General features: G+C 54.1%; 13 protein-coding genes. 11 read left to right on the top strand and 2 right to left on the bottom strand.

Features of this window, described 5'->3' with window-relative positions; all coding sequences use genetic code 11:
- Nucleotides 1-60 precede the first annotated feature (60 nt).
- From QA596_08850 to QA596_08820, 7 genes are all read left to right on the top strand, one after another.
- Nucleotides 61-2,466, top strand: coding sequence for a glycoside hydrolase family 31 protein (locus QA596_08850; GenBank protein MDG5767569.1), 2,406 nt, complete (start codon nt 61-63; stop codon nt 2,464-2,466).
- A gap of 147 nt (nt 2,467-2,613) precedes the next feature.
- A complete protein-coding gene (locus tag QA596_08845; GenBank protein MDG5767568.1) occupies nt 2,614-5,130 on the top strand; it encodes a glycoside hydrolase family 2 TIM barrel-domain containing protein in 2,517 nt (838 codons plus the stop codon).
- A 369-nt stretch (nt 5,131-5,499) separates the two neighbouring features.
- On the top strand, nt 5,500-8,172 hold the full coding sequence (locus QA596_08840) for a TonB-dependent receptor (protein ID MDG5767567.1): 2,673 nt from the start codon (nt 5,500-5,502) through the stop codon (nt 8,170-8,172).
- Between the two features lie 80 nt (nt 8,173-8,252).
- On the top strand, nt 8,253-9,605 hold the full coding sequence (locus QA596_08835) for a DUF4876 domain-containing protein (protein ID MDG5767566.1): 1,353 nt from the start codon (nt 8,253-8,255) through the stop codon (nt 9,603-9,605).
- 40 nt (nt 9,606-9,645) lie between these two features.
- The gene (locus tag QA596_08830) at nt 9,646-11,226 is read left to right on the top strand and encodes a hypothetical protein (GenBank protein MDG5767565.1); all 1,581 of its coding nucleotides are present in this window, start codon (nt 9,646-9,648) and stop codon (nt 11,224-11,226) included.
- A gap of 42 nt (nt 11,227-11,268) precedes the next feature.
- Nucleotides 11,269-13,515 (top strand): YCF48-related protein, encoded by a 2,247-nt coding sequence (locus tag QA596_08825; protein MDG5767564.1) that lies wholly within the window; start codon nt 11,269-11,271, stop codon nt 13,513-13,515.
- Nucleotides 13,516-13,607: 92 nt separating this feature from the next.
- A complete protein-coding gene (locus QA596_08820) occupies nt 13,608-15,983 on the top strand; it encodes a HEAT repeat domain-containing protein (GenBank protein MDG5767563.1) in 2,376 nt (791 codons plus the stop codon).
- Between the two features lie 164 nt (nt 15,984-16,147).
- Here QA596_08820 and gdhA read toward each other — a convergent pair whose 3' ends face one another.
- On the bottom strand, nt 16,148-17,509 hold the full coding sequence (gene gdhA / locus QA596_08815; GenBank protein MDG5767562.1) for an NADP-specific glutamate dehydrogenase: 1,362 nt from the start codon (nt 17,507-17,509) through the stop codon (nt 16,148-16,150).
- 94 nt (nt 17,510-17,603) lie between these two features.
- Nucleotides 17,604-18,587 carry an aldo/keto reductase gene (locus QA596_08810; protein MDG5767561.1) on the bottom strand — a complete coding sequence of 328 codons (984 nt, stop codon included), beginning with the start codon at nt 18,585-18,587 and terminating at the stop codon, nt 17,604-17,606.
- A 566-nt stretch (nt 18,588-19,153) separates the two neighbouring features.
- Here QA596_08810 and QA596_08805 point away from each other — a divergent pair.
- The 4 genes from QA596_08805 (at nt 19,154) to QA596_08790 (ending at nt 25,888) form a co-directional block, all read left to right on the top strand.
- The gene (locus QA596_08805) at nt 19,154-21,775 is read left to right on the top strand and encodes a T9SS type A sorting domain-containing protein (protein MDG5767560.1); all 2,622 of its coding nucleotides are present in this window, start codon (nt 19,154-19,156) and stop codon (nt 21,773-21,775) included.
- A gap of 315 nt (nt 21,776-22,090) precedes the next feature.
- Nucleotides 22,091-23,299, top strand: a complete 1,209-nt coding sequence (locus QA596_08800) for a D-galactonate dehydratase family protein (GenBank protein ID MDG5767559.1) — start codon at nt 22,091-22,093, stop codon at nt 23,297-23,299.
- 228 nt (nt 23,300-23,527) lie between these two features.
- Complete coding sequence (locus QA596_08795; protein ID MDG5767558.1) at nt 23,528-24,997, top strand: catalase; 1,470 nt, start codon at nt 23,528-23,530, stop codon at nt 24,995-24,997.
- Nucleotides 24,998-25,375: 378 nt separating this feature from the next.
- Nucleotides 25,376-25,888 (top strand): ankyrin repeat domain-containing protein, encoded by a 513-nt coding sequence (locus QA596_08790; protein MDG5767557.1) that lies wholly within the window; start codon nt 25,376-25,378, stop codon nt 25,886-25,888.
- Nucleotides 25,889-25,936 lie beyond the last annotated feature (48 nt).

Genomic DNA, 25,936 nt, shown 5'->3' with positions numbered 1-25,936 from the left:
GAGAATCTATTTTTTTTACCATTTAAGACGCCAAAACTATTAACCTTCAACGCCATAACCATGCCTGTACAAAAAACCGCTTTTCTGCTGATACCGGCACTTCTGCTCATGGGTATCATAACTACTTCAACCGAACGCGCAATGAGCCAGTCCCTGCCTAACGTCCTCAACGAAACCGTCGACATCTCCGGGGATTTCAAGGATTTCACCAACAACTATTTCCTGGCCGATCGACTGGTGAGTTTTGATCCGGAAACCGGGAAAGGTGAAGTGGAATGGCTGCGTCACCATTATGGTACCGCAAAGGCCTTCAACAACATGCTCACGGTTCTGCGCCGAAGCGAAGCCAATGAATTCCCGTTGGGAGAGTATGCGGTGGATCCGGTCTATCCATTCAAAATCGATTTCGTGTCACCGCGTGCGGTACGCCTGCGCATGGCTACCGGACCACAGGTCGCCACACCGGAACCATCTCTGATGCTGGTGGATGGCGAAGCGCCCTCAGATAACTCCTGGAGCTATTCGGCGATTGAGGGCGGACATCGCTACAGCAGCGAATTCGGCAGCGTAACTATCTACGAACACCCCTGGAAGGTGGAATTCCACGATGCCGCCGGCCGGCTGCTCACCGGAACCAATCATCAGGTGGACAATGAGACGACACTGAACCCGGTGCTCCCATTCTCTTTCGTGCGCCGCGCCCACGATTACTCGCGCAGCGTAGCGGCCGTTTTCAATCTGGAGCCCGGCGAACGTATCTACGGCGGTGGAGAGTCGTTCACGCGCCTGAACAAACGGGGACAAAAACTCAACCTTTGGGTCAATGACTCACACGGCAGCCAGAACAAGGATATGCACAAGCCGATTCCGTTTCTGATGAGCAACCGGGGCTACGGCCTGTTTGTCCACTCGTCCACTCCGATGACCTTCGACATCGGCGACTCCTACCACTCCACCAACAACATGATGATCGCCGACGATGAACTGGACCTGTTCGTCTTCATGGGATCGCCGAAGGAAATCCTGGACGGGTACACCGAGCTCACCGGCAAATCTCCGATGCCTCCGCTTTGGTCATTTGGCCTCTGGATGAGCCGGATCACCTATTTTTCCGAGCAGGAAGTCAGGGAAGTAGCCGACAACCTGCGCCGGCATCGCATCCCCAGTGATGTGATTCACCTGGATACAGGCTGGTTCGAGACCGACTGGCGCAACGACTTCATCTTTGCAGAATCCCGGTTTGATGATCCCGCGGCCATGATCACCGATCTGGATGACATGGGCTTCAAGACCTCCATCTGGCAGCTCCCCTATTTTGTGCCTCAAAACCTGCTCTATCAGGAGATCGTCGAAAAAGGGCTGCACATCAAGGACGGCAAGGGGAATGTGCCGTTTGAGGACGCCATCCTCGATTTCACCAATCCCGACGCGATTGCATGGTACGAGGAGAAAATTGCAGACCTGCTCAAGATGGGCGTTGGGGCTATCAAGGTGGATTTTGGGGAAGCGGCACCGCTGTGGGGTGTCTACCATAACGGCCGCACCGGTTTGTATGAGCACAATCTCTACCCGCTGCGGTACAACAAAATCGTGGGAGATCTCACGCGGGAGATTTCCGGGGAGGATATTATCTGGGCCCGCAGTACCTGGGCCGGGAGCCAGCGCTATCCGGTGCACTGGGGTGGCGACGCTGGAAACAGCAGCTCGGCGATGGAGGCCAGCTTGCGGGGCGGACTTTCGTTCGGTCTGAGCGGCTTCTCCTTCTGGAGTCATGATATCGGCGGATTCCCGGTGGAAACCCCGGAAGAGCTGTACCGCCGCTGGACGCCCTTTGGCATGCTCTCCTCACACAGCCGCTCCCACGGCCACGCGCCCAAAGAGCCCTGGCTGTTCAGTGACGATTTCCTGAACCTCTACCGTTCCGCTACCGAAATGCGATACCGCCTGATGCCCTATATCTACGCGCAGGCCAAAGAGAGTTCGGAAAAAGGGCTGCCCATGCTGCGGACCCTCTTCATCGAATATCCGGAGGATCCCGGTTCCTGGCTGGTTGAGGATCAGTACCTGTTCGGATCGGATATCCTGGTTGCGCCCATGATGCAGGACGAGGCCGAATCCCGCAACGTCTACCTGCCGCCCGGTGCCTGGATCGACTATCAGACAGGCAGCGTGTACAAGGGTGGATGGCATCATATAGAAGCGGGCGACCTGCCGGTGGTCATGCTGGTTCGCGACGGAGCCGTTATCCCGCACATCGGCCTGGCACAACACACCCGCGACCTCGATTGGTCCGATATCGAGCTGGTGGTGTTTTCTGCAGACGGTGACACCGTGGAAGGCCGCATCTGCCTGCCGGAGGATAATGTGCTGCACCCGATACAGCTGAACCGCACGGAAACGGATCGGTTCGAGCTGGCAGCCGATCCGCTGGAAGGCCGTGTCCAGTGGCAGATCACCACATTCTGACTCCATCCGCCACAGAAATGACCCGATAAATCGACCTGGCGGGCCCCGTTCTTAATAGGAACGGCCTGGGGAAAAACGACCTGATCGACCCCGTTTACCCCAGGAACGGCCCGGCAATCAACCCACTCTGACCATACCCCGTCCGCTATGCGCACTCCTCTGTTACTGATGCTTCTCTGCAGCGCCGTCATCCTGCATGCCGGCTGCTCCCAACCGGAACCCGGCCGTCATGTGCTGGATTTCAATGACGACTGGAAGTTTCAGTTGGGTGACTCCGACCGGGCCGAACTGCCTGATTATGATGACGGCGACTGGCGCAGGCTGAACCTGCCCCACGACTGGAGCATCGAGGGGGAGTTTAGTCCCGATCATCCGGCCGGGGTGGGCGGAGGCGCACTCCCGGGTGGCGTGGGCTGGTACCGCAAGACCTTTACCGTGGATGAGAACCGGCGCGGCAAACCCGTATTCATCGAGTTTGACGGGGTCTACCAGGACAGCGATGTCTGGATCAACGGAGAGCACCTGGGCAACCGGCCGAACGGCTACATCTCATTCCGGTATGAACTGACCCCCCATCTGAATTACGGGGAAGGGGAAAACGTCGTAGCGGTGCGGGTGGATAACTCCCTCCAGCCCAACAGCCGGTGGTACAGCGGATCGGGAATCTACCGAAATGTGCGGCTCGTGCAAACCGAACCTGTACACGTGGATTACCGGGGAACCTGGATCACCACACCGGAGATAGCCGCCGCTGAGGCGCTGGTTGCCAAGGAGACAACCGTCCGCAATGCGGGAGATGCCCCCGGGTCCGTGTCGGTCACAACACGGATTCTGGATGCGGATGGCCGCCAGGCGGCTTACTACTCCGGTGAACCATTTCGGGTGGATGCCGGTGCAACCGGAGTCGCCATGCAGGACATCCGTGTGCCGCAACCCAGGCTCTGGTCGGATACCGAGCCGAATTTATACACCGCCGTGACCGAAGTCTATCTGGAGGAATCGCTTGTGGACCGGTACGAGACAACCTTCGGAATCCGGGAGTTCCGCTTTGACGCCGAACACGGCTTTTTCCTGAACGGGGAGCCGGTGAAGATTCGCGGGGTCTGCAATCACCACGATCTTGGCGCACTGGGAGCGGCGGTCAATACCAGGGCCATCGAACGGCAACTGGAAATCATGCAGGGAATGGGTGTGAACGCCATCCGAACCGCACACAACCCGCCGGCACCGGAGCTGCTGGAGCTGGCCGATCGCATGGGCTTCATCATACAAAATGAAATATTCGATGCCTGGGCCGAAGGAAAGGCCGAGTACGACTATCACCTCCATTTTGATGAGTGGCACGAGCGAGACCTGCGCGATTTCGTGCTGCGTGACCGGAACCACCCCAGTGTCATCATGTGGAGCATCGGCAACGAAATTCTGGAACAGTGGGATTCGACCGGAGTGGAAATCACCCGCAATCTGGCCGGCATCGTCCGGGAGCTGGATGACACGCGGCCGATTACCGCCGGACTCAATCACCCGCAGCCTGACAACTATATGATCCGCTCCGGCGAACTGGACCTGATCGGGTACAACTACGAACACGAGGAGTTTGAAAACTTTCCGAAAACCTTTCCGGGCGAAAAGTTTATCGCATCCGAAACCACCTCGGCGCTGGCTACGCGCGGTGAATACGACATGCCTTCCGACAGCATCCGCCGATGGCCCTATGACTGGCGGGTGGCGTTTACCGGAGGGAATCCGGATCACACCGTATCCGCCTACGACAACGTGAGCACCCCCTGGGGATCCACCCATATGGAGTCGCTCCGGCCGATCATGGAGCACGACTTCTTGTCGGGGATGTTTATCTGGACCGGTTTCGATTATCTGGGTGAGCCGACGCCGTACGGGTGGCCGTCACGCAGCTCCTATTTCGGTATTGTGGATCTGGCCGGATTTCCGAAGGATGCCTACTACCTCTACAAGAGCGTCTGGACTGAAGAGCCGGTGCTGCACATTTTCCCGCATTGGAACTGGGAGGATGGCGATATTATTGATGTCTGGGCATATACAAACTATGATGAAGTTGAGCTGTTCATCAATGATGAGTCGCAGGGGCTGCAGCGGCTTGTGGAGGGGGATATGCACCTGATGTGGCGGGTTGCATGGGAGCCGGGTACGGTTCGTGCGGTAGGCCGGAGATACGATCAGCCAGGCGGATCTGAAAGCGGAGGGCCGGAAATAGCCGATGCAACGCAGCCAGGCGGACAAGCTTCCGCCGACGAAAACGGGAACCGTCCGGCGCCGCATGAGCGGATAGTGGAAATCCACACGGCCGGTGACCCGGCGCAACTGCGGCTGACAGCAGACAGGGACAGGATTGTAGCCGATGGACGGGATCTATCCTTCGTGACGGTGGAGGTGCTTGATGAAAAAGGCCGTCCGGTGCCGTGGGCCGATGATCTGATCCGGTTTCATGTCGACGGACCCGGTTCGGTTATTGCCGTGGATAACGGCAGCCCGACCAGCCACGAACCGTTTCAGGCTGATTACCGCAAGGCGTTCAACGGCAAGGCTCTGGCGATTGTGCAGTCGGCCGGCGAATCCGGGGAGATCGTTTTGACGGCTGCATCCGGCGACTTGCAGAGCGACCGGATCGTGATTACCGCCAAATGACCGCTCAAAGTTACCTGTGATAACCAGGGATTCCCGACGGGCCTGAAAAAAATATTCAGAAATAATCAACCAGACATTGCTGAAAAAAAAGGGCTTTTCCCTCTTGGAAGGTTGAGATTTCAGGAGAAGCATATCCCTGGTTTATGGCCGGAAAGTATTTTATTTCAATGAGATACGTGCATTTATCAGGAGTGCGAATTATATAATTTCACAAGAGGTTTCAATGAGTCGGAACATTATTTATATTAAGTCTAAATAAGCATTGTTCCATCATTAATAATTCTCACTCCCCTGAAACTATTTCGGATTCCAGGCAATACAGCTCAATGATTCTGGTATTCCAGGGCAGTAAGTGTAAACAATTGAAGAATGAGGTCAGCAGGACTCCTACTGCTATTTATTTTCGTGGCTTTATCGCAGGTTCACGGTCAGTCCGGCAGTTCGCGAATCACCGGAATGGTCTTCGATGAGCAGGGCGATCCACTAGAAAATGTATCCGTACTGGTCAGGGAACTCTCTACAGGCCGGTCGACCGGATCCTCGGGCAGATATGATATTCCCGTCAGGCCGGGTACCTATACATTGCAATTTTCCATGCTGGGCTATGAGCGGCTGGTCGATACGGTGCAAGTCACAGCCGGGCAGAACGTCTACAGGGAGTACCGGATGGTTCCGACCTACTTCGAAATCGGAGCAATCACCGTTACGGCTCCGGACGATCTGATGTCGCGCGATCTGGAGACCGGATCGGTAATAAGCTCCGGTGAAATTCAGCATATGGCAACAGCCAGTCTGGGAACCGTTTTGCAACTGATGCCCGGCGTGCAGACCACCAATCCGACATTGAACACTCCGGAACAGGGAGTTATTCGCGGCGGAGATGCGCTTGGCACTCAGATACTTGTGGATGGCGTTCCGATCACCAATAATGCCAACATGCAGATCGGTATTGGGGCGAATACTGCCAACCGGGGCCTTGATCTCAGACAATTTACCGCCGAGAATATCGAAGAAGTGTCGGTGATCCGGGGAATTCCTTCGGTCGAGTATGGCGACATGACCGACGGGGCCATCATAGTGCGCACCAGGTCACGGCCCGAACCCCTTCGACTAAAAATCTCCTATAATCCCAACATCACCGAATACAACGCCTCGGGCGGCTTTCGTCTGGGGAGTTCCGGCTGGGTGCTTAATTCCAATGCCAACATAGCCTCAGCGAGGAATGATATCCGCATCGAAGATGACGGGTACACCCGCTTTTCGGGCCAGATCAATCTTCGTCGCCGTACCGACGACTGGAACTTCAGCCAGAGCCTGTACGCCACCCGGGCACTGGATGAGCGCCAGGAACAGCCCGGTTACGCGCTTCGCCAGGCCTGGTACAACCGCGATGTGAATCTTCGCTATTCCGGAGAAATGCACTATGACTTGAACAGCTCCCACAGAACCAGAGCCAGCTGGTCGGTCAACCACACCCGGCAAAACTCCTACGAGCAGCGACTGATTTCCAGGGACAATATGGTCGTGAGCAATGCCGAAAAGGAAGGGACGCGCGAAGGGACTATCGTGTTTGGAAGTTATCTGGGCCGGCAGTGGATCCGCGGATCGGTTTGGAATGTATACGCGGATGTTAACCATCGCTGGCAATTTGAAACCGGTGCACTCTATCATCAGCTTCTGGGGGGCATCACGTTTCGATCGGATTTCAATCGTGGTGACGGAATCGAGTTCGATCCGCTCTATCCGCCATCACTGACCAACCCCTCTCCCCGATTGCGAACCTACGACGACCTGCCCGCATTTAATATTCTCAGCCTCTACATCCAGGACCATATCTCCGGCCGTATCGGAATCCCGTTTCGCCTGCAGGCAGGTGTGCGTTACGAAGCCTACCGGCCCACAGGGATCAATCCCTCCGCACTGATCGGCGATGGCGCACTCATCGAATCCCGCAACGGCACCTTCCTCAATCCTCGTGTCAACCTGTCACTGCATCTCGCCGCCGACACCCGGCTCAGACTGGGTTATGGCGTAACCAGCAAATCGCCGCCCATGGGCATGGTGTTCGCCCAGGATCGCTACTACGATATCGTTGATACCGTATCGGTTGTGGATCCGTCCCGGCCGGAGGCGAATTTTGCTTTGGTCACAACCCACATCCGCCAACAGGCAAACCCCAACCTGCAGGGGTATAAACAGCAGAAATTTGAAATTAGCCTCGATCAGCAAATCGGAAAAGTGGGCCTCAGCGCTACCGCTTTCCTGAATCGGAGCGACGACATGTTCCGGATCTTCAGTGAACCGACGGCCTTCTATCAGCACTCGTTTCCCAACTGGCCGGATGAATCCGGAGCGATGGTTCGTGATACCCTTCTTGAAAGCTATCCCACATACATTAACGACGGATGGCATCATGCGCACGGATTGGAATTGAGTCTGAGGACACAGCGATTTACCCGGATTAACACGGCCTTCAGGGTGGATGCCGCCTATATCGACAACCGCAGGGGTAACGAGAACGGCATTCAATATGGCAGCCGCCGCTTCAGTGATGAATTCGGCCGGTTTGTGCTGCCGGTGTACGCAACCGAAGAGCGATATGACCGCAACCTGCTCTTCAACTACCGCGCGGAGATTCAATCCAGATCACTGGGTCTCTGGGTTACGATTCATGTCCAGCAGCAATTGTTCAACATAGACGGGCGCGACGGTCTGTCCGACACCCTGGCCATCGGCTACTATACTCCCTCGCAGGAAACCGTGTTTATTCCCGAAGAGGAGCGGGGTGACGAACGTTATATCGAGCTGCGGCGCCGATACGAAGACTTCCAGCTGCTGGATGAGGAACGGCCCAACCTTTGGCTCATGAACCTGAATGTGAGCAAGTCCCTTTTTGAAGGCTCCGAAGTGACCTTCTTTGTGAACAACATTTTCAATCACCGGCCGAGGTACCAGCTTCGGCGACGGGCCGAGGCCGCTCTTAGCTATGAACGGAGAAATCCTCCCGTTTTTTACGGGGTGGAGTTCAGCTATCGGTTTTAACAGAAACATGTCGATCCGAGAGCTGCCCCATTTCAGGGGATCTCGGTCATCGATCATTAACGGATTACCGTAACACTGCCATGAAACTACCAGGTGTTTGTCGTCCCATTTCAACGATAACGATACTGTGGCGTGACCTGATGTCGCTGCTGCTGATCGATCCCGCACTCGATCGACCCCGATCAATTGTGTGGAGTCGCCGGATTCCGGTTATGCTGCTCATGATTCTGCCGGCTGTTTTTGGATGTGATGATGTCGTTTCGCAACGCGACAAGCCCGCTCAAGCCGAACGCGCCGGTACAACCGTCCTGGAGCTGGTGGATGAATCGGGTGTCATGGAAACCGTTTACGGCCGCACCCTGGCCGACAGCGCTCGGGTGCAGCTGCGTTCAAATACACATGGAACCGAACACCTCTTCTGGAGTGATTCGGAAGGCCGGGTGGAGGTGACCGGACTTGTTTCCGATCGCTATTTCATAAGTGTTGACCGTCCGCTGCGCAGAAATGAAATTGAACGGATGCCCGACCTGATGCATGCCAACAGCTACTCGCTGGCGAACCGAAGCCATCCCTCCGTGGATATTCGGGGGGATTCCGACGGATCGGTCACTATCCCACTAGAACTGGTTTTCGGAGGTGCCCCCATCGTGTTCAGCGAAATTTATGTGTCGGGACCGCCCGGCGCAGGCCTCTATTTCTTCGACCGCTACATCGAATTCTACAATCAAACCGATTCTACCCTGTACCTCGACGGACTGGTAGTAGCTCGGGTCTATGCCAGTTCCTGGCTCGGCCTCAACTTTATCGATGATCCCGAATTCATCCATTCCACCAATGTCTGGAAGTTTCCCGGTTCGGGAACAGATTACCCGATCGGGCCGGGCCAGTTCGTGATCTGCGCTGTGGATGCCATCGACCACAGGATCAACGCACCGGAGAGCCACGATATGTCCGGTGCCGATTTTGAATTCTACAAGCCGGATGCCCCCGATATCGACAACCCCAATGTGCCAAATATGGTGATGATTTATCAGGATAGTGGTGTGGATTGGCTGGTAGGGGGGCAGGCCGACGCCATAGTGCTGGCGCGGACCGACACCCAGGATCTGAAGTGGCGGGACGGCAGAATTCTCATACCCTATGTGGATGTCATCGACGGCGTGGAGTATCTCCACAATCCCGCCAATCTCTCCCTGAAGAAACTGAATCCCGCCATCGACGCGGGAGCAGCCGGAGGCATCAGTTTTTATACGGGACGCTCCATGGAACGCCGGCCGGCTGAAAATGACGGAGGCACGCCGCAGCTGCAAAATACCAACAACTCCTCGGTGGACTTCCGGATCAATGAGCGGCCTACCCCCGGCTATCATCCGGATTTCACCCCGAGAAACAGCCTGGTAACCAACCGGGACAGCACCCAGGATACCAACTGATGCCGACCCGGTCACACCCTTTTCAGAATTATACCGCACCATGAACTTGCCGAGCCATATACTATTTTATCTGAACTCCCGCCGTGTCTTCTTACGGCGCCGATGGATACGGCTGCTTTCGGCTCTGATTCCTGTCGTCTGTCTGGCATCTCTTGTTCCTGCCCATGCCGCAACACAATGGCTGCCAACCACTCCGGATTACTTCCAGTACCAACTGCTGCGCCACGACCGGCCCTTCGACTGGGCAGGAAAGACCGGTAACCCGGCATTGCTGTTGTACTCACACAGAGGCGACGCCCTTCGAATGGAAAGCGGATATTCGGACGAAAGAGGCCGGTACCGGCGATTTGTGGACCCCGCAAATCAGGTGCAGTATGATCTTCACGCGCACGGAAGCCGAACTACAGGCGACCGCCGGCTTTATAGCGGCTCCTTCGGTTTTCGCCGCCTGGAACTGCATGACCGGCAATGGATCTCGACAAGAGAGCATGAAGCCGCGCATCCTTTCTTGATAGGTGACAGTACCAGCGGAATGTCGCGGTATCACGAAATTCACCTCACCGGCTCCTATACGTATCGCATCAATAACTACGGATCCGTGGGCGCGCAAGTGGATTATTCTGTGGATGAAGGGATGAAGGAGGTGGCACCCAAGCCGCTTTCAACGCACCGTTCGTTCGGCATTACGGCCGGTGGCGCACTGGACCATGGACCGTTGCGCTGGGGAGTCCACGGGAGCTTCACCGATCGTGAAGAGGAGCTGCGATATACCGAGTATGAAGGATCCATACTTGATGAAACCCGGCTCATCTTTTTTCGCGGCTACGATCTTCCGGTTGTCCAGTACCGAAACCGCGAAACCCGGCTTACCCGCAGCAGTCGGTGGAGCTACGGGTCACACCTGTCATGGCAGCTCTCCGAAGGCCTTCTGTTCCACGTTCAGTACACCGGGTCGCACACATCGCTGCGAATAGAAGAAGACCTTACCCGGCCTCGGGACGAAGGGTATACCTCGGCGCGGACTCATCACCTTGAGGCAGACCTGCTCTGGAGTTTCGGATCATGGTCGGTGAACACCGGCTATCGCTACCGGGAAGGAAATCGCTGGGCGGAATATCAGCCATTTGAAGCTCTCTTTCTGGAAGCAGGCGGCTATAGCCATCAGTGGGTAACCGGTTTTTCCCACAGGTTTTCGCCCGGATGGATGTGGGCACTGGAAGGGTCACTTGCCCTGACCGATCTCCACGAAGACGACTATTACAGCCAGGTTCACTGGTCGGCAGAACATCTCGATGCGGGATTCCTCACCGGCTTCACAACAGAAGCCGTGACCAACCTTTCGCTGACGGTAACCTACGGCTATCAGCATCGCAAAAAGTCCGGGTACGACCTGTCTGCAGATGCAACAACACCGTATTTCGATGAGTATCGACGAAGGGATATCGATTTTCAGATATCCGGTTTCGCCGGTCACCATGCCGGAATTCGGGCAGTATATGCGCTGCCTGGAGATCATGAAATCCGCCTGGACCTGAGGGGGCGTCATCTTTCTGAAATGAATAACAGCGCCGGCCGGCGCCAGGTTACCTCGCAAATCAGCTATCGGGTGCCGCTGCCCTGAGGCGAACGGCACATCAACACACAACCCCAAAAAAGGTACAAAATGAAAAAAGCAGTACAGTTCATGAGCATAATGATCCTGTTTTTCTCCGCCGCAACGGCACAGGAAAACTGGACAACCGTACTGGAAGCAGATTTTCCGGGATTTATTAACGATATCCACTTTCTGTCCGAAACCGAAGGATGGGCCGTCGGCACAAATGGCACGATCAAGCGGACCGACGACGGTGGATTGACCTGGACCGACCACTCCACGGCAGAATACGCCGGCGATGCGTTTACATCGGTTTTCTTTGTAGATGAGGAAACCGGCTGGATCGGATCAAGCTCGGCGTTTCTGCTGAAAACCATCGACGGCGGCAACAGCTGGGTACAGACGGATTTTCAGGATGTCATTGAACACCTCGATATTAACCTGTTGCGCAGAATTCAGTTTCTGAATGCCGAAACCGGATTTATGCTGACCGGCCGTCACAACAACAACTTCATGCTCCGGACCGATGACGGAGGCGAGACCTGGGCCGTCCAGGATTCACTGATCGGGGCCAACTGGCTCGATTTTGATTTTTATGACACCGATCGGGGGGTATTGGTGAGCAACAATCCCGATGGACAGTTCCACACAGTTGATGGAGGTGAAAACTGGCTGCAGGCCAACAACCTGCCGGCCATAAGCAACCTGACCTTACTGAACGCGGTTCGCTGGCTGGATGAAAACACGGTAGTCGCCATGGGTCAGGGAAACTCCTTTCAAAACTTGCCGACGACCGTGTATTATTCAACGGATGGTGGCGCGACATTTGAACCCGCCGCATTTGATGAAGCCATGACCGTCGATGTTTTTACAGGCCTCCAGGTGATTGATGCCGATCATGTGATCGCCGTTGGGCATGACAGGGCAACACGTCCGGTAATCGCCAGAAGCATGGACGCCGGCCGAAGCTGGTCAACGGAACTCCTCGATTTTAACGCGAATTTCCAGAAAACATCCCTTTCCGGCAGCAAATTGTTCATCCAGGGGTCGTCCAGCAATCTATTTGTCTCGGAAGATTTTGGAGAGACCGTTTCGCAGCTTCCGGTACACCCCTACTCGGAAATACGTGCGATTCAGTTCACCGAAGACGGTGCCGGATTTGCCGTCAACGCATCCAGTTCCCTGTTTGTGTATGAAGAATCAAGCGGAAAGTTTGTCTATCACGGATCCACGCTGCATAACAGTCCGGGCCGTGGGAACAACATGTTTTTCCAAAACGCATCTACCGGAATCATCCAGAAAGGAAACCGCCAGATAGTGAAAACCACCGATGGCGGAGCTGCCTGGTCAACGGTGCTGGAAGATGTTCCGAACATTGCCAATAACCGTTCGGGCGGAGTCACGTTCACGGACGATGATACCGGGTACGCCTGGATGAGCCTCAATACCGGCGCGGCTTACTACATCTACAAAACCACTGACGGCGGAGAGAGCTGGAACGAGCACCTTCAGTTCACAGGTCCGGCCAACGTCATAGGACAGATCCGGTTCTTTGACGATAATAACGGGTTTATCGCCGGGCCGAACCGCGTAATTATGCGTACCAGTGATGCTTTTGAAACGGTTGAAATGGACACGCTATCTGCCGGATTTCCCGAGGGATTTAGTGAATCGGCCGATTTTCGCAGTGCTGTCGTCGTCGATGAAACCACGGCCTGGGCTGTCGGCGACAAATTTATCGTAAAAACCGAGGATGCCGGTCAGACCTGGCAGTGGGTAGACCATGGCGTGGCGGATATCGACTCCAATTTTTACGCCCTTGCGGTACAGGGAGAGGTGGCCTATGCAGCGACCTTCGGCGGCTATATCATAAAAACGGAGGACGGTGGTGAGAGCTGGACTGCCGATGATACGTTTGCCGGAGAGCGGATTTTCATAACCGCAGCATTTAACGGAAATCGGGTATATATAGGCTCGACCGTTGGTGAAATTGTCGCCGGCGAAGAGTACATAGATGATGTTCCTACCGGGTTGGCCGGAATCGATCATCCCGTACACATCCGTCTCGATCAGAACTATCCCAATCCGTTCAACCCGGCCACACAAATCTCGTTTGCCGTACCAGACCAGCAGCGGGTCCATCTGTCCGTCTACAACATGATCGGACAGCAGGTGGCGGTACTGGTGGATGAGACGCTCCAGGCAGGGACGCATCAGGTTGCGTTTGATGCCGCGAACCTGGCAAGCGGTGTCTATATCTACCGGCTCTCTACCGGGACTACCTCCCTGACACGAAAGATGATGTTAATCAAATAAGTTAAAACAGGCACAACACGGCACCAGAGGGAAGTCAGTCCCCATAAAACCTTCTGGTGCCGTATTAATTCACTTACCTACTCGGAATTTCCATGTTAATTCAATATCGCCTCCGGTCCCTCTCCGTCCTGCTTTTGTCTCTGGTGTTCATTATAATGAGTGTCGGAAACGTGTATGCGGGACCACAGATCACTCCCCCGACCACCGGGCATTCCGCCGCGTTTGCCATTATTGTGGATTCGGAAACAGGCAAGGTGGCCTCCGATGGCATTGAAGCGTACCGCAGGGCACTGGAGCAGTACGACAAACTGAATGTCTATACCATCATCGGGGATTGGGAGCGGCCCGATCCGCTGCGTGATTTGATCCGCAGCCTGGCGGAAGAAAACCCCTCCCTCGAGGGTTTTGTTCTCGTCGGTGACCTGCCAATCCCCATGATACGGGATGCGCAACATCTGACCTCTTCGTTTAAAATGGATCAGGAGCGGTTTGACAAATCACGCTCTTCGATCCCATCAGACCGCTTTTATGATGATTTTGACCTGGAGTTTTCCTATATCGGTCCGGATGACAACCATCCCCTTAAACACTATTATTCGTTGCTGCCGGACGCGCCCCAGTTTTTGAGTATGGATCTGTACAGCGGCCGGATCAAGGCTCCTGCAGAAGGAGCCGAAGGCCGGGAGATGGTCAACCGGTATCTACTACGGGTGGCGAAGCAGAAAGCGAACCCGCCGATTCTTCAACACGGACTGTTTACCACCGGACACGGATATCATTCCGAATCACTGGCATCCTGGGAGGGAGAGATCACCTCACTGAGAGAACAGTTTCCACAATTTTTCACTCCTGGAGGAAGCCTCACCAACTATTACCACTTCAAAGGAGAAGACCTCAAATTTGAGCTCTACCGGGAACTGCAGAAACCAGAGCTTAACCTGGCGGTTTTCCACGCTCATGGTACCCCGGAGCGTCAGCTGCTGGTCGGATCGCCCCGGCACAGAACCGTTCAGGCTCAGGTGGACGCCATCCAGCTTTTCCTCAGAAACCGCCTGCGGCGTGCCGAAAGAAGCGGCCAGCCGCTTGAAGAGGTAAAAGCTCAGTACTATGAAGAATTCGGAATTGATGCCCGCTGGTTTGACGGAGCATTCGATGAGGAGGTTATCCGCGCCGACTCCATCACATCCGCCAATCAGGACATGCATGTCGGTGATGTCGAGCGTCTGAGTCCGGCTCCCCAATTTATCATGTTTGACCAGTGTTTCAACGGGGCGTTCATCCAGGCGCCGTATGTTGCCGGCAGTTATGTCTTTGGCAATGGCCAGACGGTCGCGGCGCTTGCCCATTCCGTATCCGTTCTACAGGATATCGATGCCAATCAGTTTCTCGGATTGCTAACCGATGGAATGCGGGCCGGCCGGCTTGTCTATTTTAAAAACCACCTGGAGACCCATATTATTGGAGACCCCACCTTCCGGTTTGCCGCTGACACCGATCGCGATATCAATTCCATCCTCAGAGAGAAAACGAAAGAGCCGTCATTCTGGGAGGAGATGTTGAATGATCCGGATCCGAACTACCGTGCCCTGGCGATAGAAATGAGCGCCCGGTTGAAAGGTGCTTCCGTCGCCGATACGCTGCAGCGGATGTACGAAAACGATCCCGCCTATATCGTGCGGCTGCAGGCACTGAAGGCACTGGCCCGGATGCACTCCCTGACCGATCATATTCATCACATCCTGCCGATAGCCGTACATGACCCGTATGAATACATCCGGCGCGTGAGCATTGGTCTGATGGGAGACATTGGCCGTTCCGATTATATGGATATGATAGCGGAGGCGCTGATAAACGATCACTCGCGGAGGGTCAGGTTCAAGGCGCGTACCGCCATCCAGAAAGTGGATGCACCCCGGGCTGCGGATGCCTGCCGTGTGGTGCTGGACCGTCATGATGAAAACGAAGAGGGGAAGCAGATGGTTGCGCACACCCTGAATAATTTCGAGCGCACCGGAAGACAACTGGAAGAAGAGATGATTCCGGCCATTCGGGATACTTCACTGGCGTTCAACGACCGCCGCCGAACAATTCGCATGTTCCGACTGTATCGCTACCAGCAGGTTGTGGAGCCGCTACTGGCGCTGGTAACGCGTGAAGATGACGATGTAGAGTTGCGGATCATCGCGGCCGAGACACTGGGATGGTATCTTTTCAGCTATCAGCGTGAAGAAATACTGGAGGGGCTGAAAAATATCAGGGACGATCTGGCACAGGCCGGATGGAGTCATGACGAATCCGGCAGTGCCATGGGAAGCGATTTGCCGCAGAACGCTTCGACTGGTGAAGGAGCACAAAGCGCCGAATCAAATAATCACCCCGACGCTGACCGATACCGCGCCTTGTCGGCGGAGATAACCCGGTCGATCAACCGGTTGAGCCAGCCCCCCAACCATCCCTTTACGCTCTGACCAAAACAGGAGACGCCTGCATTTAAAACGGGCGTCAATTTTCGATTGCGGAGATTCAGAGAAAGCACAAACCCGCGACGCACTCCGGCGCTTCCCTGATTGGGAAAAGCCGGAGTTGCGGGGAAATTAATAGAGGGCAGAATGGAAGCGGAACGGTGGATGTTCTATACCGCTCCCTGATCCATCATGGCATCGGCGACTTTGACAAAGCCGGCCAGGTTGGCACCACGGACATAGTCCACCGAGCCGTCTTCGTTCTCTCCGTAGGTGACACACTGCTGGTGGATGTTCTTCATGATGCCCAGCAGCTTGCTGTCCACCTTTTCACGATCCCAGCTCAGACGGAGGGCGTTTTGTGCCATTTCCAGACCGGATGTGGCCACACCGCCGGCGTTGACGGCCTTGCCCGGGGCAAAAATTACGCCTTCATCCTGGAAGAGGTGAACGGCCTCGGAGGTACACGGCATGTTGGCGCCTTCGCCCACGATTTTGACCCGTTTGTCAATCAGGTGACGGGCATGTTCGGCGTCCAGCTCGTTCTGGGTGGCGCAGGGAATGGCGATGTCGATGTTTATCGGCAGGTTCCAGACGCAATCGCTGTCCTGAAAGCTTAATTCGCTGAATTTATCGGCCATTTCGTGAATACGCCCGCGCGTTTCATTTTTCAGCCTTTTCATGAACTCGAGATGCTCGTGGGTCAGGCCGTCCTTGGCCATGATGCAACCGGACGAATCCGACACACTGATCACCTTTCCACCCAGCTCTATCACTTTTTCAACCGTAAACTGGGCAACATTTCCGGAGCCCGATACCGCAACCGACTTTCCTTCGAAGCTGTCGTTCAGCTTGGCAAGAATTTCCGCGATAAAATAGACGGTTCCGTAACCGGTGGCTTCCGGGCGGATGAACGAGCCGCCCCAGTTCAGATCCTTACCGGTAAGAACGCCGGTAAATTCATTTTGAAGGCGTTTATACTGACCGAAAAGAAAGCCGATTTCACGTGCGCCGACACCGATATCACCTGCGGGAACATCCGTGTATTTATTGATGTGACGCTGGAGTTCGGTCATAAAACTCTGGCAGAACCGCATTACTTCCAGGTTCGACTTGCCTTTGGGGTCGAACTCGGATCCGCCCTTGGCGCCGCCAAGAGGCAGGGTAGTGAGCGCATTTTTGAAGATCTGCTCAAATCCGAGAAACTTCAGTACGCTCAGGTTCACCGACGGGTGAAACCTCAGGCCGCCCTTGTACGGGCCGATTGCAGAATTAAATTGAACCCGGTAGCCCCGGTTCACCTGAACTTTTCCCTCATCATCCACCCAAGGGACACGGAACATGATTACCCGCTCGGGTTCAACCATGCGATGAAGGATATTGGCTTTGCTGTATTTCGGATGCTCTGAAATAAAAGGTATAACCGTTTCAGCAACTTCTCTGACCGACTGCAGAAATTCCGGTTCTCCCGGATTGCGCGACTCCACCTCGTCCATGAAGGCTTCAATGTGCGCGTGATATTTTTTCTTCATAAGAAGGGATTAGATCAATAATAAAAACAGGAGGTTTAATAATAACGGCTAATTAGTTTACGATTTTTTTCCCTTTTCCGCATTTATTTTTGTTTTAGTATGCTCCCCGGATTTGATTGTGCACCTTTTGTTTATAAAAATCAGTGAGTTGGCGGTGCAGTTCCGCCGGTAGTGGCGGGAGTCCGGGAACAGAGGCATTCTGCCTGGCTTGTTCATGAGAGCTGGCTCCGGGTATCACGACAGAAACCTCCTTGTGGTCCAGTATCCAGCGCAGGGCCATTTGGGCCATGGTCATGCCGTCGGGAACCAGCTCCCGGAGTTCGTCGGCCAGGGCAACGCCGGTTTCAAATGGTAGCCCGGCAAAGGTTTCACCCACATTGAACGCATCCCCGTCGCGGTTGAAATTCCGGTGGTCCCCTTCGCGGAAGGTAGTAGAACGTTTCATCTTTCCGCTCAGGAGTCCGCTTGCCAGCGGCAGTCTGACAATGATGCCGACTCCCTTGTCATGTGCCCTGGGAAGGAGTTCTTCCAGAGGTTTTTGGCGGAAGATGTTGAAAATGACCTGCAGGGAAGTCAGCCCCTCCTGTTCCAGGCAGATCAGGCCTTCCTCCACGGTTTCCACACTGGCACCGAACCGCTCGATCAATCCCGCTTCCCGTTGTTCGCGCAGCCAGTCAAATACGCTTCCATCTCGCAATACCTCGATAGGGACGCAGTGCAGCTGGGTCAGGTCAATTTTGTCCACACCCAGTCGTGCAAGTGATTCCCGGGTGGCGTCAAGCAAGGATTGGCGGGTGTAGCCGTCGGGGTATATCTCTTTGCGGCCCAGTTTTGTGGCGACAAACACATCCGGCCGCTTTTTCAGGAAGCGGCCGATGGAGGATTCGCTTTCGCCATTACCGTCGCCGTAGACATCCGCGGTATCAAAAAAGCGCACACCCTCCTGATAGGACGTTTCAAGGATGTCCTGGGCAACGGCGTCGTCCCAGGGTTGGCCCCATCCGCCGCCAAGCTGCCAGCAGCCCAGTCCGCATTCCGTAATTTCAGGTCCGTTTTGAGACAGGTTTCTTTTCTTCATGGCATACTCCGTTTTGTATTCAAGTCTAAATAATTGAAAGCGTTATCTGGCGGTTACACAATCGTACTATACCCATAAAACGGGTACTGTTCAAGCATTAGCGCATTGCTTGATAAGCAGGAAATTGTTGTTCAAAATAGTGTGAAAACTTTGCGCATAGTCAAGAAAGCAGGCGTTTTGTATTGATGCACATGTTCCTGGAGGTCTGATGACAGACCACTACTTGTTTCGACCATAGTAACTCCACTTTTTATAATATTATGCGGGTGTTGTGCCCCGCCTCTTTGGTAGCTTACGGGAAAGTTCGGTTCAAAAGCATTTTTTGAATGCCTGGCGTTAAATGTTGAAAAGAAACTATGAAAAGCGGTTACAATTTATTTGACTTTGAGGGGGTGGAGAACTATAATTTTCTCAGATTGAGCTAATGTTGCTCATTTCTACTCACATAGCGACCGGTTTTTTGGCTTTGTGTCATAATGCTTTGCAGGGATATTAACTGAATGATGACACCGATAAGTAAAAAATTGTTTCGCATGTGTTAATTACAAATAAAATGAGGGTGTTATATGAAATCAGATAGTATACTATGGAAGCAGATGAAGCAGATAATGAGGGTGGGTGCGTTTTGCCTTATTTCCGCCTTTATTGCGGGGAATGTATCGGCTCAAACGGTGATCAACGATAATTCGGACTTTACCGATGCAGAAGTTGGTGAGGCCACAGGTGTTGCAAATTGGGCCTTTGTGGGGGCAGATGATGATTATGCGACTTTTGAGATTGTTGAAGATCCGGATGACAGCGAGAATAAACTGCTAAAGGTGACAATTACCCAAGTTGAAAGTGTTGAAAACCCATGGGATATCCAGCCGCTCTATTTGGACGTAGGCTTTGAAAATGGCAACACCTATTCGGTTGAGATGCGAATTATGGCTGACCCCCAGGGAGGCGGAAACCCGACATTCAGCCTGGATCCGGGAGCGAATCAAATCTGGGGCGGCTCTTTACCAGTGAATGAATGGGAAATGATCGAAATCAACCACTTCGTGCATGCTGGAGATAATCAGAATGTAGGCATCCACCTGGGCAGTGATAATAATGCCAATGAGGATGTTTTTTACGTTGACTACCTCCGGGTTTTGCACCATGAAGAGGATGACGATGACGACGAAGATGATGAGATCGTTGATGAGCTGCTCGTTTGGGGATTTGAAAATCTTGACAACTTCGGGCACTGGGATAACGGTGGAGGAGTCTCTACCTTTGCAGTCTCCGACGATGCTGTTCAGGGCGATCACTCTATTGAATGGACCTACGAGGTAATTGCAGGCGAAGGTTGGGGTGGAAGTAGTGATATTCAACTGCAACCGACGAATGACCAATTCCCCGTCCTCTCCGATTACGAAGAACTACGGCTTAGCTACAAAATCGTGGATCCGATCGATGGAGGCTCTGCCAATTTCAACGCTGTTCTGTTTACCCAGCACGACGAAGGCCGGATTCCCTGGGTAATCGCAGTGGATCTGAATCTGGCTGATGATTCTGGTGATTGGATAGAAGTGGTACTTCCATTTGAGGCATTTGCAGTACCAGCCTGGGAAACACAAACAGAAGACGATTATCCCAATTTGGATCAGATTGCAGAAATCCAGATGCAAATTGCACTTGGCTCTGATGATCCGACGGTTGCCGGTAAACTGCTGCTTGATAATCTGACAGCCGTTAAGGAGGTTGAAGACGATAATGGTGATGATGTTCTTCCAATACCCCAGCCTCCGCATGCCATCGGCGACCTGTTGAACTATAACGGTGACTTCTCATCCAGTGAAGCAGGGGTGGTCGATGGTGATACCTACGCATGGACACTTTCGACTACCGATCAAGCCTCCATGGAAATCCAGGAAGGTGCATTTAATGATGACGGAAGGGCGCTGAGAATTGATTTTGGCGACTGGGACGGATCTGGCGATGACTGGAATGTCGAAGCCGTCAATGAACCGATCTATCCGGAAGAAGGCGATTATATCCGTGCTTCGGTTTGGCTCAGAGCTGATGGTGTGGATGAAGAAAACCCGGGACTTGCCAATATGTACCTGGGACTGCCGGCCAGTGGTAACTGGGCACGTTACCCCAGTGGTAGCGGTGCCACCGGTGGAGGTGGAACCATGGTCGACATTACGTCGGAATGGACCGAGGTTGTCTACTACCACGAAGTAAGTGCCACCGACGAAGAGAGTACAATGCGCCTCGCTGTGGGCCTCAACCACGAAGAGAACGACAACATTGTCATCTATCTCGCCAATGCCCGCGTCGAAAAAGTTCTTCCAATACCCCAGCCTCCGCATGCCATCGGCGACCTGTTGAACTATAACGGTGACTTCTCATCCAGTGAAGCAGGGGTGGTCGATGGTGATACCTACGCATGGACACTTTCGACTACCGATCAAGCCTCCATGGAAATCCAGGAAGGTGCATTTAATGATGACGGAAGGGCGCTGAGAATTGATTTTGGCGACTGGGACGGATCTGGCGATGACTGGAATGTCGAAGCTGTCAATGAACCCATCTATCCGGAAGAAGGCGATTACATCCGTGCCTCGGTTTGGCTCAGAGCTGATGGTGTGGATGAAGAAAACCCGGGGCTTGCCAATATGTACCTGGGACTGCCGGCCAGTGGTAACTGGGCACGTTACCCCAGTGGCAGTGGTGCGACCGGTGGAGGTGGAACCATGGCCGACATTACGTCGGAATGGACCGAGGTTGTCTACTATCACGAAGTAAGTGCAACCGACGAAGAGAATACAATGCGTCTCGCTGTGGGCCTCAACCACGAAGAGAACGACAACATTGTCATCTATCTCGCCAATGCCCGTGTCGAAAAGGTGGAACGAGAGCCAACGTCCGGTGGAATTGACACCGAGCTTGCCACTGAATTCGATTTGCGGCAAAATTATCCAAATCCGTTCAACCCTGTAACTACCATCTCCTATGAAGTTCCACAGGCTTCACATGTCCGCATTGATGTATTTAATGCACTCGGCCAGCAAGTCATGACTTTGGTTGATGGGGAGCAATCGCAGGGGTTGCATACCGTAAACTTTGATGCCAGTAATCTCTCATCAGGCGTATATCTCTACCGTATGCAAGCTGGTAGTTTTGTCCTGACCAGAAAGATGATGCTGGTTAAATAACAGTTATCCATGTTTACTGTTTGGGATCATTTTCGGACAGTAGATTAACCACTGATGTTTTCGATTGGAAATATCATCTTATTGAACTGGAGCCGGCAGCCCAAATCAGGGTTGTCGGCTTTTTTTTGTGAGGCCGTAAAGCAATCCAGACATGGATGCAGTGTTTTTTTGGGGATAGCTTTATCTTTCGAACCGACACATTAATTTCCTTTGTTACAAATCGGTAGCAGGTGTTTCTGTTGACAAGCGAACGTGAGTCAACATCCCATGGCAGTTGTTTGCCGCAATTAGTTATTACCTTTATTGAAATTCATTATGAAAATTACCAGCACCAAAGTCATTGTCTGCAGCCCCGGAAGGAATTTTGTTACATTGAAAATCGAGACCGACGAGGGGGTCTACGGAATAGGTGATGCGACACTCAACGGGCGTGAGCTGGCGGTGGCCTCTTATCTTGAGGATCATGTGGCGCCCTGCCTTATCGGCCGTGACCCCTCACAGATCGAAGATATTTGGCAGTATCTGTACAAGGGGGCGTACTGGCGCAGGGGCCCGGTTACCATGACCGCCATCGCCGCCGTGGATATGGCGCTTTGGGATATCAAGGGCAAGGCGCTGGGCACTCCGGTATACAACCTGCTGGGCGGCAAGAGTCGTACCGGAGTGATGGTCTACAGCCACGCCAACGGCAAGGATATAGAGCAGACGGTGGATGAGGTCGGACGGCATCTTGATATGGGCTACAAGGCGGTGCGTGCGCAGAGCGGGATCCCGGGCGTGCCGACCACCTATGGTGTGCCGAAAGGAGACGGCGACTACGAACCCGCCGAGAAGGGACTGCCCCAGGAGCATGCCTGGTCCACAGAAAAATACATGAGGCATGTCCCACAGCTGTTCAAGCGAATTCGCGATGTCTATGGCGAGGAGCCGCATCTGCTGCATGATTGCCACCACCGGCTGACACCCATTGAGGCCGCCAGGGTGGGAAAGGATCTGGAACCATATCGTCTATTCTGGATTGAGGATGCGGTTCCGGCGGAGCTTCAGGAGGGGTTCCGGCTCATTCGACAGCATACCACCACTCCTCTGGCTGTCGGCGAAATATTCAACAGCGTCTGGGATGCGCACGATCTGATCCGTGAACAACTGATCGATTACATACGGATGACCACACTGCATGCAGGCGGCATCACCCACATGAAAAAAGTGGCTGCTTTTGCCGAGATGTATCATGTGCAGACGGGAAGTCATGGCGCCACCGATCTCTCTCCGGTCACCATGGCCGCCGCACTGCACCTGGACATTGCAATCAATAACTTCGGTATCCAGGAGCATATGCCGCATACCCGTGAAACCGATGAGGTGTTCCCGCATCATTACAGTTTCTCAGACGGCTATTTCTATCCGGGAGACGCACCCGGACTTGGGGTGGATATCGATGAGAAACTGGCGGCAAAGTATCCGTATGAACCGGCATACCTGCCGGTCAACCGTAAAATGGACGGTACGCTTTTCAGCTGGTAACCATTGCTGCGACAAAGGTTGCCGGTATACAGCACGGTCTGATTTCGCAATGAGACCCCGGTACGTCCGGTTTCATTTTGGGACTAGGCCGCAATATCCTATTTTGAAATGTGACCCGTTGCCCGCCGGTATTTCTGCCCGCGGAGAACTGCAACCGGCAGTTTTTTGTTGACCGGTACGAAGAGCATGCCTGCCGGCTTAAAAACATTAAAAGCAAACGAGTATTTCATGAGTAAAAAAAAGAAAACACTGACCACGACCGGTGGAAATCCGGTGTCTGATAATCAGAACTCAAAGACGGCCGGCCCGCGCGGACCAGTGCTTCTGGAGGATTATCAGCTAATCGAAAAACTGGCGCATCAGAACCGCGAGCGCATCCCCGAGCGCGTGGTTCATGCCAAGGGATGGGGAGCGTTCGGCACCTTTACCGTGACCAACGACATCACCCGCTACACCCGCGCCTCCATTTTTTCTGAAATCGGGAAGAAAACGGAGCTGGTTGCACGTTTTTCCACGGTTGCCGGCGAGCTGGGCGCTGCCGATGCCGAGCGGGACGTGCGAGGCTTTTCGGTCAAGTTCTATACCGATGAAGGCAACTGGGATATGGTCGGCAACAATACGCCGGTCTTCTTTGTGCGCGACGCGCTCAAGTTTCCCGATTTCATCCGAACCCAGAAACGCCATCCGAGAACCAACCTGCGCTCACCCGAGGCCATGTGGGATTTCTGGTCACTTAGCCCGGAAAGCCTGCACCAGGTAACCATCCTGATGTCGGACCGCGGAATTCCCCAGGCGCCGATGTTTATGAACGGTTACGGATCCCACACGTTCAGTTTCTGGAACGACAAGGGAGAGCGGTTTTGGGTGAAGTTTCACTTCAAGACCCGCCAGGGACATAAACATTACACCAACGAAGAGTCCAAAAAAGTTATAGGAGAAAGCCGGGAGTCCTATCAGGAGGCCCTTTTTGGTGCTATTGAAAACGGTGAGTTCCCGAAGTGGGACGTCAAGGTACAGATCATGCCGGAGGCCGACGCGGAAAAAACACCGTATAACCCGTTCGACCTGACCAAAGTGTGGCCGCATGGCGATTATCCGCTGATCGATGTGGGTGTGATGGAGCTGAACCGCAATGCCGACAACTATTTCACCGACATTGAGAACGCGGCGTATTCGCCGTCCAATGTGGTTCCGGGAATCGGATTTTCGCCGGACAAAATGCTGCAGGCACGTATCTTCTCCTATGCCGATGCGCACAGATATCGTCTCGGGACCCATTACGAAGCCCTGCCGGTAAACCGTCCGAAATCCGAAGTGAACCATTACCACAAGGATGGCACGATGCGATTCTTTGCCAACGATACCGGAAATCCGGATGCCTATTACGAGCCCAACAGCTTTAACGGCCCGGCAGAGGACCCGTCGTTCAAGGAGCCGCCTCTGCGTATTTCCGGCGATGCCGACCGGTACAATCACCGGGAGGGCAACGACGATTATACCCAGGCCGGAAATCTGTTCCGTCTGTTTGACGATGCACAGAAGCAGCGCCTGTTCAGTAATATCGCCGACGCGATGGGCGGAGTTTCCGAAGAGATCGTCCAGCGGCAGCTGGTGCATTTCCATAAAGCGGATCCGGAATATGCCGAAGGTGTTGCCAAGGCGCTTGGCGTTGAGAACAAAGCACCGTCGGCGGACTGACAACCGTACCTGATTTTCCAAAGACCTGAAGCACGAATCCGGTTAACCGGCGGCTTCGTGATCACCCGATGCCGTAATCCCGGCGTAACGAGGCCGGCCTGAGGAGATCAATGGCATCGGTTGCCAGAAATAACCTTTACAGGGAGCCGGTTCGCGTGCAGATGCTGAACCGGTTCCCTTTTTTATACCCGGCCCACTGGCCGGTTGTACATAATCCTGAAACCCTGTCTTGCCGGCGCGCCTGTCTGTGAGTCAGCCTGCCCGACGGTTTGCTGCAATGCGCGCAGTTTTGATACTACCCGGACCTGCAGCGCTGATCCGGGACTCCCTGAGCTATTGCAGTCCATACAGTTTAACCCTGAGCGGTTACCCATGAACATGACCATTACTTCAGATGAGGAGAAACGGTATGCCGAACTTCAGCGGATGGCGCTTGATTTCGCCAGAGGCGGGGAGCCGGAGCAACTTGAGAAAATGATCGAAGCCGGTCTGCCTGTCAACCTGGCCGATGAAAAAGGCAATACGCTGCTGATGCTCGCAGCCTATAACGGGGAGGAAGAGACGGTCGCCATGCTGATACGTAACGGTGCGGATGTGGATCGGCGCAACGACCGCGGCCAGACGCCGCTGGGTGGCGTGGCGTTCAAGGGATATACGGATGTAGCCGAACTTCTGATCCGCGCCGGGGCCGATTTGCACGCCGATAACGGAGCCGGCATGAAACCGGTGCATTTTGCCGCCATGTTCGGCCGGTGGGAGGTGATGAAGCTGCTGGAGAAACACGGTCCGGCGCTGAAGGAAAAAACACCGAAAAGCGGATCGCGCAGGCTGATGCCCGGAATTGCAAGGCTGGTGAGTCGCGTTCGCACCTGGTTTCGCTCCGACAGCTGATGACTGTTGTCGTACTGCCGATGGTGAACGGCATGCCCGGCACGTAGC

The organism is Balneolales bacterium ANBcel1, from assembly GCA_029688905.1.
In the GTDB taxonomy this organism is placed as follows: Bacteria; Bacteroidota; Rhodothermia; order Balneolales; family Natronogracilivirgulaceae; genus SLLW01.
The sequence above is the reverse complement of the archived record's forward strand: the minus strand, read 5'-3'. Positions and strand labels throughout refer to the sequence as shown.